The organism is Pseudoalteromonas sp. ATL1, assembly GCF_058933015.1.
In genome coordinates this window covers 1,517,850-1,536,417 of the sequence record NZ_JBZYXL010000001.1, presented here as the reverse complement: position 1 = coordinate 1,536,417, position 18,568 = coordinate 1,517,850, and the positions used below count along the sequence as shown (strand labels likewise).

The 18,568-nt window shown below is 44.4% G+C and carries 18 protein-coding genes; 15 read left to right on the top strand and 3 right to left on the bottom strand.

Annotated features, from left to right (window positions below):
- The 11 genes from nadD (at window position 1) to AC5FX4_RS06770 (ending at window position 9,930) form a co-directional block, all read left to right on the top strand.
- Window positions 1-630 (top strand): nicotinate-nucleotide adenylyltransferase, encoded by a 630-nt coding sequence (nadD, locus tag AC5FX4_RS06820; RefSeq protein WP_493605712.1) that lies wholly within the window; start codon window positions 1-3, stop codon window positions 628-630.
- Between the two features lie 55 nt (window positions 631-685).
- Complete coding sequence (rsfS, locus tag AC5FX4_RS06815) at window positions 686-1,003, top strand: ribosome silencing factor (protein ID WP_493605711.1); 318 nt, start codon at window positions 686-688, stop codon at window positions 1,001-1,003.
- A gap of 3 nt (window positions 1,004-1,006) precedes the next feature.
- On the top strand, window positions 1,007-1,477 hold the full coding sequence (rlmH, locus tag AC5FX4_RS06810; protein WP_493605710.1) for a 23S rRNA (pseudouridine(1915)-N(3))-methyltransferase RlmH: 471 nt from the start codon (window positions 1,007-1,009) through the stop codon (window positions 1,475-1,477).
- A 10-nt stretch (window positions 1,478-1,487) separates the two neighbouring features.
- Window positions 1,488-3,356: a penicillin-binding protein 2 gene (gene mrdA / locus AC5FX4_RS06805; RefSeq protein ID WP_493605709.1), complete on the top strand. Its 1,869-nt coding sequence runs from the start codon at window positions 1,488-1,490 to the stop codon at window positions 3,354-3,356.
- Entirely contained in the window at window positions 3,353-4,459 is a 1,107-nt protein-coding gene (rodA, locus tag AC5FX4_RS06800) for a rod shape-determining protein RodA (protein WP_493605708.1), read from the top strand. The genes mrdA and rodA overlap by 4 nt, the downstream gene beginning before the upstream one ends.
- Window positions 4,459-5,226: a septal ring lytic transglycosylase RlpA family protein gene (locus AC5FX4_RS06795; RefSeq protein WP_493605707.1), complete on the top strand. Its 768-nt coding sequence runs from the start codon at window positions 4,459-4,461 to the stop codon at window positions 5,224-5,226. Before rodA ends, AC5FX4_RS06795 begins: the two co-directional genes overlap by 1 nt.
- Window positions 5,227-5,271: 45 nt before the next feature.
- Complete coding sequence (locus tag AC5FX4_RS06790; RefSeq protein ID WP_493605706.1) at window positions 5,272-6,435, top strand: serine hydrolase; 1,164 nt, start codon at window positions 5,272-5,274, stop codon at window positions 6,433-6,435.
- 152 nt (window positions 6,436-6,587) lie between these two features.
- Window positions 6,588-6,866 (top strand): DUF493 family protein YbeD, encoded by a 279-nt coding sequence (gene ybeD / locus AC5FX4_RS06785; protein ID WP_493605705.1) that lies wholly within the window; start codon window positions 6,588-6,590, stop codon window positions 6,864-6,866.
- A 16-nt stretch (window positions 6,867-6,882) separates the two neighbouring features.
- The gene (lipB, locus tag AC5FX4_RS06780) at window positions 6,883-7,536 is read left to right on the top strand and encodes a lipoyl(octanoyl) transferase LipB (protein WP_493605704.1); all 654 of its coding nucleotides are present in this window, start codon (window positions 6,883-6,885) and stop codon (window positions 7,534-7,536) included.
- Window positions 7,533-8,498 (top strand): lipoyl synthase, encoded by a 966-nt coding sequence (lipA, locus tag AC5FX4_RS06775; protein WP_493605703.1) that lies wholly within the window; start codon window positions 7,533-7,535, stop codon window positions 8,496-8,498. Before lipB ends, lipA begins: the two co-directional genes overlap by 4 nt.
- 226 nt (window positions 8,499-8,724) lie before the next feature.
- On the top strand, window positions 8,725-9,930 hold the full coding sequence (locus AC5FX4_RS06770; protein ID WP_493605702.1) for an aromatic amino acid transport family protein: 1,206 nt from the start codon (window positions 8,725-8,727) through the stop codon (window positions 9,928-9,930).
- Between the two features lie 37 nt (window positions 9,931-9,967).
- Here the strand turns inward: AC5FX4_RS06770 and AC5FX4_RS06765 are convergent, their stop codons facing one another.
- Window positions 9,968-10,903, bottom strand: coding sequence for a flagellar motor protein MotB (locus AC5FX4_RS06765; protein WP_493605701.1), 936 nt, complete (start codon window positions 10,901-10,903; stop codon window positions 9,968-9,970).
- Window positions 10,904-10,908: 5 nt separating this feature from the next.
- Complete coding sequence (gene pomA / locus AC5FX4_RS06760; protein WP_493605700.1) at window positions 10,909-11,676, bottom strand: flagellar motor protein PomA; 768 nt, start codon at window positions 11,674-11,676, stop codon at window positions 10,909-10,911.
- 328 nt (window positions 11,677-12,004) lie between these two features.
- Here pomA and AC5FX4_RS06755 point away from each other — a divergent pair, with 328 nt between their 5' ends.
- The 4 genes from AC5FX4_RS06755 to AC5FX4_RS06740 all read left to right on the top strand — a co-directional run bounded on the left by AC5FX4_RS06755 (window position 12,005) and on the right by AC5FX4_RS06740 (window position 15,453).
- Window positions 12,005-12,247, top strand: coding sequence for an exodeoxyribonuclease VII small subunit (locus AC5FX4_RS06755; RefSeq protein ID WP_493605699.1), 243 nt, complete (start codon window positions 12,005-12,007; stop codon window positions 12,245-12,247).
- A 3-nt stretch (window positions 12,248-12,250) separates the two neighbouring features.
- Window positions 12,251-13,138: a (2E,6E)-farnesyl diphosphate synthase gene (ispA, locus tag AC5FX4_RS06750; protein WP_493605698.1), complete on the top strand. Its 888-nt coding sequence runs from the start codon at window positions 12,251-12,253 to the stop codon at window positions 13,136-13,138.
- A gap of 120 nt (window positions 13,139-13,258) precedes the next feature.
- The gene (dxs, locus tag AC5FX4_RS06745) at window positions 13,259-15,118 is read left to right on the top strand and encodes a 1-deoxy-D-xylulose-5-phosphate synthase (protein WP_493605697.1); all 1,860 of its coding nucleotides are present in this window, start codon (window positions 13,259-13,261) and stop codon (window positions 15,116-15,118) included.
- A 35-nt stretch (window positions 15,119-15,153) separates the two neighbouring features.
- A complete protein-coding gene (locus tag AC5FX4_RS06740) occupies window positions 15,154-15,453 on the top strand; it encodes an Mpo1-like protein (protein WP_493605696.1) in 300 nt (99 codons plus the stop codon).
- Here AC5FX4_RS06740 and AC5FX4_RS06735 read toward each other — a convergent pair.
- Complete coding sequence (locus tag AC5FX4_RS06735) at window positions 15,450-18,545, bottom strand: diguanylate cyclase domain-containing protein (RefSeq protein WP_493607788.1); 3,096 nt, start codon at window positions 18,543-18,545, stop codon at window positions 15,450-15,452. The two genes, AC5FX4_RS06740 and AC5FX4_RS06735, sit on opposite strands and share 4 nt — an antisense overlap.
- Between the last annotated feature and the right edge of the window lie 23 nt (window positions 18,546-18,568).

Sequence of the window (18,568 nt, the reverse complement as noted above, 5' to 3'; positions counted from 1 at the left end):
ATGATCACCCTATTTGGTGGCACGTTTGATCCTGTTCATCTTGGTCATATCAATATGGCAAATCAATGCATAGAAGAACTTGAATTAGACGATTTGTATTTTCTTCCTTGCGCAATACCAGTCCACAAATCACAGCCGGGTGTCACCGACGAGCACAGGCTAGCGATGCTGTCGCTGGCCATTGAATCGAATCATAAGTTTAAAATTGACCACCGTGAGTTAGTCAGAACTGGACCTTCCTACTCTTTACTGAGTCTGCAAGAATGCCGAGTGGTCAACCCTAATACGCCAATATTATTTTTAATGGGTATGGATTCGTTTAACAACTTACCCCATTGGTTTGAATGGCAAACCATTACACAACTTTGCCATATTGTGGTGTACCAACGACCTGGGGAACAACAGGCGCATTGTCCACGACTTCAAGAGTACCTAACAACATCCCTCACTCACGATAAATTGGCACTGCAACAACAAGCCGCGGGTCTCTGTTATTTTCTAAACGGTACCGAGTTTAATGCGGCATCCAGTGATATTCGTAAACATTTAAAAAATAGAGAAAATACGGAACATTTGCTAGATAACAAGGTCCTAAACTACATTAATGTACATCGCTTGTATGCTGAATAAGCCAGTTCACTGTGTTAGAATCGCCGATTATTTTATTTAGTGAAGAGAAACAAATTTGAATTCTGAACAACTTTTAGACTTTGCACTGGACAAAGTTGACGATATGAAAGCCCGCGATGTAGTAAAACTAGATGTTCGAGGCGTATCTTCGATAACCGATTATTTAGTTATTTGTTCTGGCAACTCAAAGCGTCACGTTCAGTCTATTGCAGAGCATGTTGCAAAAGAAGCCCGCCATGCAGGCGAGGAGCCGCTTGGCCAAGAAGGACAAGATGTGGGTGAATGGGTGTTAGTCGATTTAGGTGATGTGGTTGTACACGTAATGCAAGATCAAACACGTAGCCTATACGACCTAGAAAAACTTTGGGGCTAACCCTTGAAGATCCAACTTGTTGCTGTCGGAACAAAAATGCCCGCTTGGGTTGAAACTGGCTTTAAAGAATACCAACGTCGCTTTCCAAAAGATATGGCGTTGGAATTAATTGAGATCCCCGCTGGTAAGCGGGGTAAAAACGCCGACATAAAACGTATTTTACAAATTGAGGGAGAAAAGACCCTCGCTGCCATACCCAAAGGCAATCGCATTGTTACGCTGGAAGTCACAGGTAAGGCATGGGATACGCATGAGCTGGCAGACAACATGCAAAAATGGCAGCTCGATGGGCGTGATGTGAGCTTACTGATAGGCGGCCCTGAAGGGTTAGCGCCTGAATGTATCGCCGCGTCAGAGCAAAAGTGGTCCTTGTCTAATTTGACTTTGCCTCATCCATTAGTGCGCATCATTGTTGCAGAAAGCCTCTATCGTGGATGGAGCTTGAATAACAATCACCCTTATCACCGAGAATGATTAGTAAACAATGATAAAAAAAAGGCCAACGATCCGAGACCACTCAGCCGAAGCAAACCTCTTTGCGCGTCGTGCCTTTGTTGGCTTTATTTTTGTTGTGTCGCTGATTGGCGTTTTGCTTTTTAATATCTACAACCTACAAATTGTCGATTACGACGCCTATAAAACACGTTCAAATGACAACCGCATCAAAGTGATCCCAATCGCACCGAATCGAGGGCTCATTTACGATAGAAATGGTGTTTTACTTGCCGAAAACCGACCGGTTTACAATCTTGAAGTCGTACCTGAAGAGGTCAAAAACCTTGAGGAAGACTTGCAAAAACTCAGCAAGCTTATTGACATCTCTGAACAAGAAAAAGCAGAGTTTTTAGAGGATATCCGCAACAATCGACGCTTTAAAAGTCAAGTGCTCAAAGCTGGTTTAAACGAAACCGAAGTGGCTGTTTTCTCTGTTAACCAGCATAAATTTCCCGGTTTTAGCGTTGAGGCGCGTTTATCTCGCTACTACCCCTATGGTGATACCCTAACCCACGCACTCGGTTATGTGTCTAAACTCAATAAAAAAGAACTGGCCGAGTTAGAGGCTGCAGAGTTAGCAACGAATTACCGCGCGACCCACGACATAGGTAAGTTAGGCATTGAAAAATATTATGAACAGCAGTTACATGGTAAAGTTGGTTCACAACGGGTCGAAATCAACAACCGTGGCAGAATCTTAAGAACACTCAGCGTTGAACAACCTGAACCCGGTCAAGACCTTGTTTTAACCCTCGATATTGGTTTACAGCAAATTGCGCAGCATGCATTAAAAGATACCCGCGGTGCAGTTATTGCCATCGACCCTAAAGATGGTGGCATATTGGCACTGTACTCAAATCCAAGCTACGACCCAAATATGTTTGTACAGGGCATCAGCTCGCAAGAATATAAAAAACTTCTTAATCAAGATCGTCCGCTGATAAACCGTGTTACTCAAGGACGTTATCCGCCTGCATCCACAATTAAACCTCTGATGGCGATTTTAGGTTTAGAAGAAGAACTGGTCACGGAAGAATCAACAATTTGGGACCCGGGTTTTTTCCAAATCCCCAATGTTGACCACAAGTGGCGAGACTGGCGACCATGGGGACATGGGCACGTCGATATCTATCAAGCGATTGAAGAGTCATGCGATACGTACTTTTATAATATTGCCTACAAGTTGGGGATCAGTAAAATCAGCGATTTTATGGATCAGTTTGGCTTTGGTGACTTATCTGGCATCGATATTCATGAGGAAACCACTGCCATTTTACCCACAGTGGATTGGAAACGCGCTCGTTTTAAAGAAAACTGGTGGCCAGGTGATACTATCTCGGTAGGAATTGGACAAGGTTACTGGACTGCAACCCCCATTCAAATTGCCAACTCATTGGCAATTTTAGTCAACCGTGGCATTTATCGGCAGCCACATTTAGTGCAAGTAGCCAGACAAGAACAAACGGTCACTCAGCTTTTCACAGAAGAAAAACCGCCCATCCAACTGAACAACCCAAAGCACTGGCAAATTGCATTGGATGCCATGCACAATACGGTGTTACGCGGAACCGCCAAAAATGCATTTATCGGCGCAACATACGATCCAGCTGGGAAAACTGGCACGGCTCAAGTGGTTAGCATTGCTCAAGGTGAAAAGTACGATGTTAAAAAGCTCAAAGAGCGTCATAGAGATAACGCCGTTTATACTGGCTTTGCGCCATTCAATGACCCGCAAATCGTGCTAGCAATTGTTGTTGAGAACCAAAAAGCGGGAGGCAGCCACATCGCAGCACCAATCGCAAGACAAATGATGGACTATTACTTTTCAGCCTACCCATTGGAGTCAAACACACCATGACGCCGCTACACCAAAAAAGAACTATTTGGCAAAAAGTACACTTAGATTTGCCTTTGTTGGCTGCGTTAATATTGATGATGATAGGTAGCCTCACTGTTGTATACAGTGCCAGTGGTCAAGATATGAATATGATGGTTCGCCATGGTACGCGTATGGCTGGTGCAGTAGTGGCAATGTTGATCATGGCCCAACTGTCACCTAACACCTTAAAGCGCATTGTGATCCCGATGTATCTAGTGGGTTTAGGCATGCTCGTGGCAGTACTGCTTGTAGGGGTAAGTAGTAAAGGCGCACAACGTTGGCTCGATTTAGGCGTAACACGATTTCAGCCCTCAGAAATAATGAAAATCGCCGTGCCCATGATGGTCGCTTGGTATATCGGTCAAAATCGCCTCCCTCCATCAATGTGGAACTTGTTTTTAGGTTTTACCATTGTGATGGTCCCAACCATTTTAATTAAAGAACAGCCAGACCTCGGCACCGCAATTTTGATTGCCAGCTCTGGTATTTTTGTGCTGTTTTTATCTGGCCTGAGTTGGAAGCTTATTGGCATGCTTGCATTGCTGGCTGGACCCGCTGGATTCGCGTTTTGGCATTACGGTATGCACGCTTATCAAAAGCAGCGAGTGCTTACTTTTTTAAACCCAGAGAGTGACCCGCTTGGCTCTGGTTATCATATTATTCAATCTAAAATAGCCATAGGCTCTGGTGGCGTAGAAGGTAAAGGCTGGTTGCAAGGCACGCAATCACAACTGGAGTTTTTGCCCGAACGTCACACCGATTTCATTTTCTCGGTATTGAGTGAAGAGTTCGGCCTTTTTGGCGTTGTTTTACTGCTTTGCGTGTATTTATTTATTATCGGCCGAGGCTTATATATTGCCGTTAAAGCACAAGAAGCATTCAGTAAACTTTTGGCCGGCGCACTGACACTCACATTCTTTGTCTATGTGTTTGTGAACATCGGTATGGTTTCGGGTTTATTGCCTGTTGTTGGCGTGCCTCTGCCATTGATCAGCTATGGTGGTACTTCAATGGTCACACTGATGGCTGGATTTGGTATTATTATGTCTATTGCAACAGATAAGAGGATGTTACTGAAGTAATGGTGTATACAAAACAATCCATCTACTTATTGTGCATTTTGCTATTGGCTTTATTGAGTGGCTGCACTAGCCGTTATCATATAAAACATGACAAAGCACCACTACGTGCCCCAACAGAGCTTGAAATGCAAGACGCTGTCATAACGGATGAACCAAAAAGTGTCAGTGCAAGTCGCCCCTACACGGTTTTGGGTAAGCACTATACGCCTATGTCGGATGAACATGGTTATCAAGAGCAAGGTACCGCCTCTTGGTATGGAAGAAAGTTTCATGGTTACCATACATCGAATGGCGAAGTATTTAACATGTTTGATATGACAGCCGCCCATAAGACTTTGCCCTTACCCAGCTTTGTACGCGTTACCAACCTTGATAATGGCAAAAGCGTGATTGTAAGAGTGAATGATCGTGGACCCTTTCATGAAGATAGGTTAATCGACCTCTCGTACGCAGCAGCCTATAAACTAGGCTACCACCGAAACGGTACAGCCAAAGTTAAGGTAGAAGCCATTACAATAGATAGGCAAACACCTAGGCTAACTTATATTCAGGTTGCCGCTGGCAGCCAGTTAGACAAAATCAAATTAATGGCAAGTACACTCAAAGAGAAGTTAGCGATTGAGCATGTCATCAGTCATGAAAATGGATTATATAAGCTGCGTCTGGGACCAATGCAAAGTGATGATCATGCCCAGACCATGCTGAATCGTTTGCGAAAAGGTGAATTTGCCCAAGCCTTCTTGCTTTATAGTGAACAACAACTTTAGAATATTGCGGTGACGCTGACTAACTCAATTAAAATTGCGAGCATAATGACTTTATTAAAATCGAAATTTATTACTCAACTGTGTGGATTGGTATGCTCTGCGACAATTTTTGCAGCCAATGCGCAAATCTTACCAGCCCCCCCTCAAGTAAACGCGAAAGGTTATTTCTTAGTTGATTTCACCACTGGCAAAGTCATCGCCGAAGGTGAAGCAGACACGAAACTTGCACCTGCCAGCCTGACCAAAATGATGACCAGTTATGTGATTGGTACCGAGATCAAAGCAGGCAACATCGCTAGTAGTGATATGGTCACAATTAGTGAAAAAGCATGGGCTAAAAACTTCCCAGAATCTTCAAAAATGTTCATCGAAGTTGGCAAGCAAGTAAGCGTAGAAGATTTAAACCGAGGGATCATTATTCAATCGGGTAACGATGCATGTGTGGCGATGGCCGAGCATATCGCAGGCAGTGAAGGTGCTTTTGCAGACTTAATGAATGCGCACGCACAAAAACTGGGCATGACCAATTCTCACTTTATCAACAGCCACGGCTTAGATACAGATGAGCACTACACCACCCCTCGTGATATGGCGACCTTAGGTGCGGCCCTTATTAGAGATGTGCCTGAAGAATATGCCCTGTATAAAGAAAAGTCGTTTACCTATAACGGCATTAAACAGTACAACCGTAATACCTTGTTATGGGATGCAAGCCTTGATGTAGATGGCATCAAAACAGGCCACACATCAGAAGCAGGCTATAGCTTAGTGACATCAGCAACCAAAGACGACATGCGACTTATCGCGGTAGTCATGGGTACCGCTAGCGAGCGTGCTCGTAAAGTTGAGAGCAAAAAGTTACTTAACTATGGCTTCAGATTTTATGAAACAATCACACCTTATAAAGCAGGTGATAGCTTTGCCGATCAACGCATCTGGATGGGTGATAAAGAAACGGTTTCTTTAGGTATTTTACAAGATACGCCAATCACCATCCCTCGCGGACAACGTAAAAATTTAAAAGCGACTTTTGAGCTAGATAAAACGCTTGAAGCACCGCTTGCAAAAGGCAGCAAAGTGGGCACGCTATTTCTACAGATCGAAGGCGAAGAAATCGCTCAATATCCACTTGTTACGTTAGAAGAAGTCGCTGAAGGTGGTTTCTTTAGCAAGATATATGATTATTTACGCTTACAAGTGATGCAGTGAATAACACGACTATAAGTGAACGCCTCCAAGTGAGGCGTTTTTTTTTGCAATAAAAATGATAGAATGCCGCAATAATTCTGGGTTAGTCACGCTAACCTAATGATCAGTACTTGCAGCGAATGCAAGTCAGTGCCAGAAGTGAGGATACCGTTGTGGTAAAGCTAGTAAAAGATACTAAGTTTGACGAGTACTTAGAGTTTCCATGTCCGTTCACCTTTAAGATCATGGGAGTTGCGAATGTAAACCTAACTGATCAGGTGTTGGTTAAACTACAGAAAATTGCCCCAGGTGATTATGCCCCGAAGATCAAACCTAGTAGTAAAGGCACCTACGAATCAATCACTGTCGTTGCGACCGTGACTTCAAAAGAGCATATCGAGCAAATTTACACAGAACTTGGCTCACTAAAAGATGTGCGTCACGTTCTGTAAAGAGCAAGGTAGTAATATGAGCCAGCATACAGTCATTGTTCGCCAACTAGGACGTCGCAGTTACGAGCCTATCTGGCAAGAAATGCAGCAATATACCGATAAGCGTGACGAGACAAGTCCTGATGAGATTTGGTTAGTTGAGCACGAGCCGGTTTTTACTCAAGGCCAAGCTGGGAAAGATGAGCACCTTTTGGCTCCAGGCGATATTCCCGTCATCAAAGTCGATCGTGGTGGCCAAGTCACTTACCATGGCCCTGGACAACAAATGATGTACGTATTGTTTAACTTACGTCGTCTTAAAATTGGTGTACGTGAGCTGGTCACTTGGTTAGAAGAGTGCATCATTGACTATCTTGCAGAGCACGATATCGACGCGTATGCCAAAGCCGATGCGCCCGGTGTGTATGTGAATGACAGCAAAATTGCGTCATTAGGTTTACGCGTTCGTCGTGGCAGCTCATTTCATGGCCTTGCGTTAAACGTAAACATGGATATGTCGCCTTTTTTACGCATAAATCCATGCGGATATGCTGGCATGAACATGGTTCAAACAAGCGAATTAAATGGTCCTGACAACATGAAAGATGTTGGAAATGGGCTGGTGAAACACATGTTAAAGCGACTCAACGCTGAACATGTTGAGCAAACTGAAGGGTTTGAGAACGAATGAGTAAACCAGTAAAAATGGAGCCAGGGGTAAAGCTTCGTGATGCCGAAAAAATGGCATTGATCCCAGTAAAAGTACTGCCAACTGAACGCCAAGAAATGCTGCGTAAGCCTGAATGGCTGAAGATACGTCTACCTAAATCAAGTGAGCGTATTGACGGCATAAAACAAGCGATGCGTAAACATGGTTTGCATTCGGTATGTGAAGAAGCCTCATGCCCGAATCTATCAGAGTGTTTCAACCATGGTACAGCTACGTTTATGATTTTAGGCGCGATCTGTACTCGCCGTTGCCCGTTTTGTGATGTTGCACATGGTCGTCCGTTAAAGCCAGATGCCGAAGAGCCTGAGAAGCTTGCACTTACTATCAAAGATATGAAGTTAAGCTATGTCGTGATCACCTCAGTTGACCGAGACGACCTAAGAGATGGTGGTGCACAACACTTTGCGGATTGTATCACCGAAATTCGTAAGCACAATCCTGACATCACCATTGAAATACTAGTGCCTGATTTCCGTGGCCGTATGGACAGAGCGCTCGAGATATTAACGCAAACACCACCCGATGTGTTTAACCATAACCTAGAAACTGCGCCACGCTTATATAAATTGGCTCGTCCTGGTGCTGACTACAAGTGGTCTTTAGAACTGTTACGTCGCTTTAAAGAAGCCCATCCAAATGTCAAAACCAAATCAGGTTTGATGGTGGGCTTGGGCGAAGAGATGTCTGAAATTGAAGAAGTATTGAGAGACTTACGTGAGCACAACGTTGATATGCTTACTGTTGGTCAATACTTACAGCCTTCAAAACACCACCTGCCAGTAAAACGCTATGTACCACCCGCTGAATTTGATGCATTGAAAGACTATGCAGATGAGATCGGATTTACTCATGCAGCTTGTGGGCCTTTTGTGCGTTCAAGTTACCACGCGGATCAACAAGCCGCAGGCAAAGAAGTTAAATAACTTCGTTTAAGTTAAAAAAGCGCCTAAGGCGCTTTTTTAATGCACTGAAATCAATGGCCCCGTGGTAAGACCATTCTTTTTACCTAAATTTGATACATTGTCGTCTGCAATTACGACTTCGTAAAACATAAATTACAATCGTTAACATTGATTTGTGGCAAAACTATTTCATTTTTTTAGTTGCCAGTATATCTTGCAAAACTCTCTCACACACAAGGGGCAATTTGTGCTTAAAAATAAAACACTGGGGAGTATGCTGATCGTCGCCGGTACCACGATAGGTGCTGGCATGCTGGCCTTACCGATTGCATCGGCTGGGCTCGGTTTCACGACGGCATTAATACTAATCGTTCTTTCTTGGCTACTCATGACTTATACCGCGCTATTGATGCTAGAACTTCATCAATATGCCAGCGCCGAAGCAACACTGAATACACTCGCAAAATCCATTCTTGGTAAACGCGGGCAGATTGTTGCAAACTTTGCCATGGTGTTTTTATTCTACGCCCTTTGTGCCGCCTATATTGCAGGAGGAGGTGCACAACTGCAGGAGAAGCTAAACAGCTTAGTCGGCATGCGTGTCGCGCCACAGGTGGGGTCGATTCTACTGGCATTTATTGTCGCAACGATTGTTACTGCGGGTACCAGTACCGTCGATAAACTCAACAAAATACTTTTTACCGTCAAGATCATCGTGCTGGGTAGTTTATTCTTTGCTTTAAGCCCCTATGTACACGGCCAGCACTTGCTGGATATGCCGATAGAACAAGGCTTGGTATTATCCGCAATTCCAGTAGTCTTCACCTCTTTTGGCTTTCACGGCTCAATCCCATCTATCGTTAAATATGTTGGTTTAGATATTAAGTCATTGCGACGTGTAATGATGTTTGGCGCAGCCCTTCCATTGGTCATCTACGTATTTTGGCAGCTACTTAGCCAAGGTGTAATGAGCCAGCAAAGTTTAATGCAAAGTGGTGGCTTAACGGGATTCGTTAGCAGCATTTCAAATATTGCGAATAATCCAAGTGTAAGTACTTTTGTGACCATCTTTGCCGATTTGGCACTTGCCACATCATTCTTAGGCGTTAGTCTTGGCTTGTTTGACTTCTTCGCAGACGCCTTTAAAAAAGGGAATGGCCGCCTTGATAGAACAAAAACAGCCGTGATCACATTTCTACCCCCTCTGGGCTTTGCGCTTTTCTACCCGCAAGGTTTCATTATGGCGTTAGGTTATGCGGCAATCGCACTCGTGGTGCTGGCTGTATTTTTACCTGTTGCTATGGTTTGGAGACAGCGACGCCAAGGCGAACTGGCCGGCGGCTACCAAGTAAGAGGCGGAGACATGGGCCTGATCATTGCTGCACTGTGTGGCATATTGATCATCGCAGCACAAACACTGCAAATGGCCGGCGTTATCCCCGCTTTGGGATAACCGATTCAAACAATAAAAAGGCCATTAAGTGGCCTTTTTATTGTTGTTTTGTCCCAACTTCAATGGGATCTGATTCTTGTGGCTTACCCTGCAATATAGAAATTTCCACCCGACGATTACGCCTTCTATCTGCGTTGGTTTCATTCGGCACTAACGGGCGAGTATCCGCATGACCCACCACCACTAAACGGTTTTTATCAAAGCCAGGGGCTTTTACCATCTCACTGGCCACAGCAACAGCGCGCGTCGCCGATAAATCCCAGTTATTGCTATATAGCTCGTTACTGACTTGATAATCATCCGTATGTCCTGAGACGGTTATTTCCCCTGGAACGTCTTTGAGCAAGTCCGCTATTTCCAAAATAATGGGCTGAAATTTCGGTTGTAAAAATGCACTACCGGAAGGAAAAGCACCATTTTCTTGAATCCGAATAATGATCTGTTGCCCTAAAGACTCAAGCTCAATCGCACCATCCATAATCTGCTTTTCTAACTGCTGCGCTATCTTTTTAACAAGTTCATTCACTTGTTCTTGCTCAGCAGCAGAAATTGCTTGTGTCATAGCCTGTTCTTGTGAGGTACTTTGTGACTCACCACCGCGCTTGTTACCACGTTGCTCTTGACGACCGCCTGCCGAGCTTTCTTCCCCTGCCTGAAACTCCAGCATCTGCTGCGTCATTTCAACCGTTTGTTGCTGAATTGTCTCAATTGGAGTCGGTTCTGGTTTACCTGGCGTAAACTCCATCGCAATGACGCTAGTCCCTTTTGGGATATCTTTCACTTCAATTTTATTCTGCACACCAAAAGCAAATTTCATGGAGCCCGCAATTTGCTTGAACTTGAGTACATCCATCTCGGAGAAAGCGAGCAATAGTACAAAAAAGCACATAAGAAGCGACATGAGATCAGCAAACGTCCCCATCCAAGCGGGCAAGCCGGGAGGTGGGCATTTACACTCTTTTTCGTCAGACATTCTGCCTATTCCTCTTTCTCATGAGCACGTTTAGATTCGGGCAGGTAATTTTTCAAGATCCCTTCAATCACTTTTGGGTTTTGCCCGTCTTGAATGCCCAAAATAGCATCAAGAATGAGGCGTTGATTAAGCTCTTCTTCGTCTTTTCGAAGTTCAAGTTTTGCTTGAATTGGGATAGCGACTACGTTCGCTAAGAATGCACCATATAAAGTTGTTAAGAGCGCTACCGCCATGGCTGGACCAATGGCCTTTGGGTCATCCATGTTTGATAACATGGCAACCAAACCAATTAGCGTACCGATCATCCCCATCGCGGGTGCAATATCGCCTAAAGTCTTAAATAAAGATGAACCCATTTCATGTCGGCTCGTTGTCAAAGAAATGTCTTTTTGCAAAGTTGCCCGCACCACATCAGCGTCGTGACCATCAACGAGCATATCCACACCCTTGCGCATAAAACTATTCGGTATGTCTGCTTCTTCCAACGCCAAAAAGCCACCCTTTCTGGCAGAATCAGCTAACTCTACCGCTTTTTCAATTAATTCTTCCGGCGTTTCGATTTTAAACATAAATGCCTTGCCAACGACTTTGCCGATTGCAAAAAACTTCGGCATGGAAAAATTAGCCAACACAATAAACAACGAACCACCAAACACGATCACACCTGATGCCGCGTCCGCGAACATGACGATTTCACCGTCACTACTCATGAACATGGACATCACAATCAGACCTATCGCGCCTAGGATCCCAATAACGGTTGCTAAATCCACATACCCTCCAGAGAGTTCTATCTATCGTTCTACTTATAGCCTAAGGTGTTCATCGTTTGTTTTTCAATCAAGATACGTGCCAGTCTTTATTGAAAAGATTACAATGTCTTCGTAGGACATTTCATTATCGGCAAGCTACTGAATATCTTAAGTCAATTATATTAAAAAGCGTCAAAAATGCGAGCGCCAATAACACGCTAGTAAGCCCATTTGATGACAAACATATAACAAAATACGTCCACAAACTTTGACCTTGCGTCGCAATCCCCCTAAAATTGCCCTCTAAATTTTACTTAATGACCAGTCTATCAGGCTACGAGATATCATCATGGCGGCAAAAAAACCAGATAACCTGAGCTTTGAAGAAGCGATGGGTGAACTAGAAGAAATCGTTCACTCTATGGAGCAAGGTTCCCTTAGCTTAGAACAATCTTTGAAGCAATTTGAGCGCGGTATCGCACTGGCAAATGCGTCGAGTAAAAAGTTGCAACAAGCAGAACAAAAAGTATCCATCCTCATGGCAAACGACGCTCAGAGTGAAGCTGTGCCCTTTCAAGGTGATTCGGAATAGATCGTGGATTTAAAAATTCAATTAAAGCGCGCGCAAGAACGTGTTGAAGGCTTTATAAACAATTACTTCGATGCTCCAATTGATACCGAGCAGACCATAAAGCAAGCGACTTATTACAGTATCAGCAACGGGGGTAAACGCCTCAGACCTTTTCTTGTTTATGCAACGGGTGAAATGCTGGGGGCAAATCAAGCCGATCTCGACGTAGCCGCCGCCGCAATTGAGTGCATACACAGCTACTCGCTGGTACACGATGATTTGCCTGCAATGGATGATGACGACTTACGCCGAGGTAAACCGACTTGCCACATTGCCTTTGACGAAGCACAAGCTATCTTAGCAGGCGATGCGCTGCAAACACTCGCGTTTGAACTGTTAAGTGGGCATCACTTTAATGTCCCCGCTACGCAGCAGCTAAAAATGATAAATGTGCTCGCTAGCGCATCAGGTTTGCAAGGTATGGTTGGTGGCCAAGCTCTTGATTTAGCTGGGACCGATAAGGAAATTTCCTTACCTGAGTTGGAGCGCATTCATCGCATGAAAACCGGCGCATTATTAAGCGCGGCTATCGAGCTAGGTGCTTTATGTGCAAGTAATATCAGCGAGAATACTCACTCTGCTTTACAACGTTATGCAAGCAATATCGGCTTGGCATTTCAAGTACAAGATGACATTTTAGACATCGAAGGCGACACCCAAGCATTGGGTAAACCTCAAGGTTCAGATGTTGAAAACAACAAATCAACTTACCCCGCCTTGTTGGGGCTCGACGGCGCTAAAAGTAAAGCCTCTGCATTAATTAAAAGTGCGATTGACGCGCTGGACGATATTGAAGAAAACACCGATGTATTAGCAAGCTTGGCGCACTACATCATTGAGCGAAAGTACTAAACTCGCTCAAATAATCGCTGTTCATGACAAATTAATGGCTAATTTGTATAAATAAATAAAATTAACCGTATCCTTTGTATATAATTGTGCGAAGTTTGCGTAGGACACATAATCGAAACCATGAAATTGGATAGTAGCAAATACCCTTTATTAGCTTTGGCAGATGAACCACAGCAACTGCGACAGTTACCGCAGAACAAACTAACTGCACTCAGTGATGAACTACGAGATTACTTATTAAATTCCGTGTCACAAAGTAGTGGCCATTTTGCTTCAGGTTTAGGCACCGTCGAGCTGACGGTTGCTCTACATTACGTGTATAACACGCCTGAGGATAGACTACTTTGGGACGTAGGCCACCAAGCCTACCCACATAAAATACTCACAGGGCGTCGAGAGAAAATACATACCATACGCCAAAAAGATGGTCTGCACCCTTTCCCATATCGTGAAGAGAGCGAATACGATACATTCAGTGTAGGTCACTCAAGTACCTCTATTTCAGCGGCTTTGGGGATGTCTATCGCCGCACAGAAAGAAGGTAAAGGTCGTAAAACTGTGGCTGTTATTGGTGATGGTGCGATCACTGCAGGCATGGCGTTCGAAGCGATGAATCACGCGGGTGACGTAAAATCTGACATGCTGATCATTCTTAACGACAATGAAATGTCGATTTCCGAGAATGTGGGCGCATTAAACAATCATTTTGCACGCATTCTTTCAGGCAGCTTTTACACAAATATCCGTGAAGGAAGCAAAAAGCTCCTATCCGGCGTACCGCCAGTAAAAGAACTTGCAAGCCGAATGGAAGAGCATCTGAAAGGCATGGTGATCCCAGGTACCTTCTTCGAAGAACTAGGACTCAATTACATCGGCCCAATTGATGGCCATGATGTCAACATGTTGGTCGATACACTGCGTAATATGCGCAATCTGAAAGGCCCACAGTTACTGCATATCAAAACGCAAAAAGGAAAAGGCTACAAACCAGCTGAAGCCGACCCTATTGGCTATCACGCCGTGCCCAAGTTTGATCCTAGCGTTCACAGCTTACCTAAATCCAAGCCAAGTGCTGACACCTTCTCCAAAGTGTTTGGTGATTGGCTATGTGATCAGGCCCAACAGGACAAGCGCTTAATGGCGATTACGCCAGCAATGCGTGAAGGCTCTGGCATGGTTAGGTTTTCAAAGGAATACCCTGAGCAATATTTTGACGTCGCCATTGCTGAACAACACGCCGTTACACTCGGCGCGGGTTTTGCTTGTGAAGGTCTGAAACCGGTCGTGGCTATTTACTCTAGCTTTTTGCAACGCGCTTACGATCAGCTTATACACGATGTGGCGTTACAAAATCTCCCCGTATTATTTGCCATTGACCGCGCTGGCGTTGTAGGTGCTGATGGCGAAACTCACCAAGGGGCTTATGATTTAAGCTTTATGCGCTGTATTCCAAACATGGTGATCATGGCGCCAAGCGACACCAATGAATGCCGTCAAATGCTGCATACCGGCTACCTACACAATGGTCCAGCGGCTGTTCGATACCCTCGTGGTAGTGCTGGCGACGAAAAAATTGAGCAAAACATGCAAGCAATGCCAATCGGTAAGGCCCGTGTTATTCGTGAAGGTAAAAACATCGCTATCTTGAGCTTTGGTACGCTATTACACAATGCGAAACTTGCCGCTGAACAATGTGATGCAACGCTTGTTGACATGCGCTTTGTGAAACCGCTCGATACGGCTCTGTTGCAAGAGTTAGCGAGTACACATACGCAATTCGTGACTATTGAAGATAATGCGATTGCAGGTGGTGCAGGCAGCGCTGTAAGTGAATTCTTTAGCAGCATTGGTGTAACCAAGCCTGTTTTACACTTAGGCTTACCTGATGAGTTTATCAAACACGGAACGCAACAAGAAATGCATCAAGAAATGAGACTCGATGAACAAGGCATTTTGCATTCGCTGAAAAAGTTACTATAAAAAGGAGCATACGCTCCTTTTTTTATACAAATAAAATGGCTAAAAAATTTACTTCGTTTGCTCAGTTCTACCCTTATTACCTACAACAACATCAACACCCTCTTTGTCGAGCATGTCATTACCTAGGTAGTTCATGTGTTTTGGTAAACCTATTTCTTGGCTTGTATTTTAAGTCTGCCGAGATGTTGCTCATGCTACCTATTTTTGGCTACGGCTTTGCGTGGCTTGGGCATTTCCTATTCGAGCGCAACCTCCCAGCCACATTTTCGCACCCTTATTATTCTCTTCTGGCTGATTGGGTCATGTACTTTAGTTGGCTGAGTAAACGCCGTTAACGCATCCAGACTTTGAATTCTGCAAGACCGCTGCTTTGCAATATTTCAATTTGCGCATCAACATTGCTGCTTTGCTCAAATTCGAAGGCGTCTAATTGCTCATCAAAGGTAATAGTTGCTGCACCGTCTCCGCCGCGTTGTTTTACCTGATGCAGTGCAATATCAGCCAAGTTGACTGATGCTTCCCAACCTATGACCTGACCACCCAGCAGTGGCAATGGATAAAACGACCAGCCCATAGATACTGCCATTGTCGTCGGCTTTCCATTGGGTAGCTTAAAGTCAAAATTAGCCACCGCTTTACACAGTTCACTCACATATTGCTCGACTTCATCTCGCTTAAAATCGCGAAGTAATAGTAAAAATTCATCGCCACTCCACCTAACAACATAATCAGAGCCTTGCGTGCGAGCATTAAGCAAGGCGGCCATTTGTTGCAAACAGCTATCCCCACCGATTGGGCCATATGCGTCATTGATTTTACTGAACTTATCGATATTCAAAATGATCAATACCAAACTCTTATTTTGCTGCTGCAATGACTGCGCATTGCGCTGATAGTGCTCAACGTCTTTGGGTAATTGATCAAATAAGAAGCGTCGGCTACGCAGCCCGGTTAATTCATCGGTATGGCTAACAAGCTTAAGCTGAGTGTTCACCTGATTTAACTTGTCATTGGCTTTTCTAAGCTCAGTGGTGCGTTCTGCAACGAGATCTTCAAGTGCTTGTTGTTTACGTCGCTCCTGCGCACGGATAACCCAGAAGATGAGATAGAACAAAAATACAAAACCACAGGTGATCAACAACCTAAAGTACATAGTTTCATCAAAGCGCCTTGGGATAAACACTGTCACATTCTTTTGTGTCGCATCTGTCCAGTCTTGCCCACGCCTTTTAGCTTGCAACTCGAATACATATTCGCCAGGGCTTAAATTAGTATAAATAGCATCTTGGCGATGCTGGGTTTCACGCCAGTCAACGCTTTCCCCCTTGCTCGTCAGCAGACGATATCTAAATTCGACACTCTGAGGCGCATAGAAGTCGATGACAGTAAACTGTAACGTCAGATCTCTTTCTGATGTTTCAAGATAAATATTGCTACCTACTTTCTCAACAGCAATACGACGTTTAGGCGTAAACATCGCTTCAATTTTAAGTGCCAGCTCATCGCTACCAAACAACTGCATATCTTTGGGGATCTTAACCACCCCTTGAGAACTCGGATACCAAATTGCTTGCTCAGTTTCCATGACTGCATCATGTCCAAAACCAGAGCAGCAACGACTCGCCTTACCATCCAATTGCCTATCAAATTGACTGATCACTTGGTCAACTTTTAAGTTGCTGATAGGTCCTGAAAATTGTTGCACAGGCATACGATAAACACCTTTTTTGGTGCTCACCCAAACTTGTTTGAGCAACTTATCAAAATGCAATGAAGCAATTGACCCATAAGGCACGCCATTTGATGCATCAAGTTGATACCAATTACCATCAGGAGTTCTGTAGAAAAGGCCATCGCTCCACGAGCCGACCAATGTCGCAACACCTTGAATATGAAGAATGCTCGTTATATAGGCCGTTTCCAATGACGTGCGACCACCTAACTTTTCAATTCCACGATTATTGTAACGATATGCCCCTTTATTCGTACCAATAAAACCAAACTCTGGAAAATCAACAACAAACGTTACGAATTGGCTGCCAAGAAATGCATTGTAATTAAATGGAGTGAGTTCTGAATACTCTAAACGATATAACCCACGTCCAGTACCAAACCACAAACCACCTTTATTAGATGGACTAATCGAAAAGACCGGGTTTTGACGTAACTCGCGATGCGGTAACGTTTGTAGTGTGCCATCTTTGTAGACCAAGACGCCTCTGTCGGTGCCCATCAGCAAAGCACCATCTTGGAACTCAAGATCATTAATTGCCGAGCGCTGCAACGTTTTCATATCAATCACTGAATGATATTGATTCGCTGAGTCAAACGTGCCCAAACCGTACCGATTAGCAACCCAAATTTGTCCGCTGGGTGACTTAGCCAACGCAGTGATCCCTTGATTCGTATCACGCCCCACCGAAAAACGCTCAACCTTTCCTGCGTGTGCAAACCAGAGCCCTTCGTTGAGACTAGCTAACCAGATATTATTCTCTCTGTCTTTAAAAATGTCAGAAAACCACACGCCTTGTTCGGACTGAACAGGGCGAACCGATTGCCACGGACCACCCACTTCTTTATACATCAAACTGTTTGAGGTCGAGACCCAGATCCCCCCCTCGCCATCACTTAAAAACTTGTAAACCGCAGCGTTGCCGATATCGTTATAGCGACGTAATACCTCGTCAATATCTAAAAAGTAAGCGCCTAACTCGGTCGCCAAGAACAAACGACCATCTATCCACGCAAGATCATGCAAAATGGTTTGCGCAAGTTGTTGAGGTAATGAAAGTCGACTAGACAACTCTAAGCGAAATGAATGTGCTGTCGATGAGCTGGCTTGCTTGATTTTCAGCAAGTGCCGTTCGTTAACGAGCCATATACCATCAGCGGCAAGCGCCATCTTAGTCACAGCACCTACAATTTGGTTTACTTTAACGGCAGTTAGCTTTCGAGGTTGAGAAGCTTCAGGTGTACTCGGTAGGTTAAGATTTGTGTGTGACACATAGTGCAAACCACTGGCTGCAACCCAGATACTACCATGCTCATCCTCCAAGATATCGCGAACGGGGCCAGCAATATCCAACGACTCAACATCCAATGTCTGAGGGTCCAATCTGTGTAAGCCTCGGCGCGTTCCGACCCAGAGCTTACCATCACGACCCACTAAAATTTTATGGATCGCGTTTGTGCGTAAAAAGTGCGTATTTTGCGTCGTAAAATTTGTAAACTTGGTGCCATCAAAGCGACTCAGACCAAACTGAGTTGCCAGCCAAATGTATCCATGATGGTCTTGGGCAATACTTTTGATAGATTGTGAAGGTAGGCCATTTTGTAAGTTCCATTGTTTAACCACATAGTCATTAATCGACGCCTGTACAGGTTGCGCAGTCACTGCAGCTAAAACAATAAATATAAAAGCTATCACTCTATCCATAGTTGACACTATTT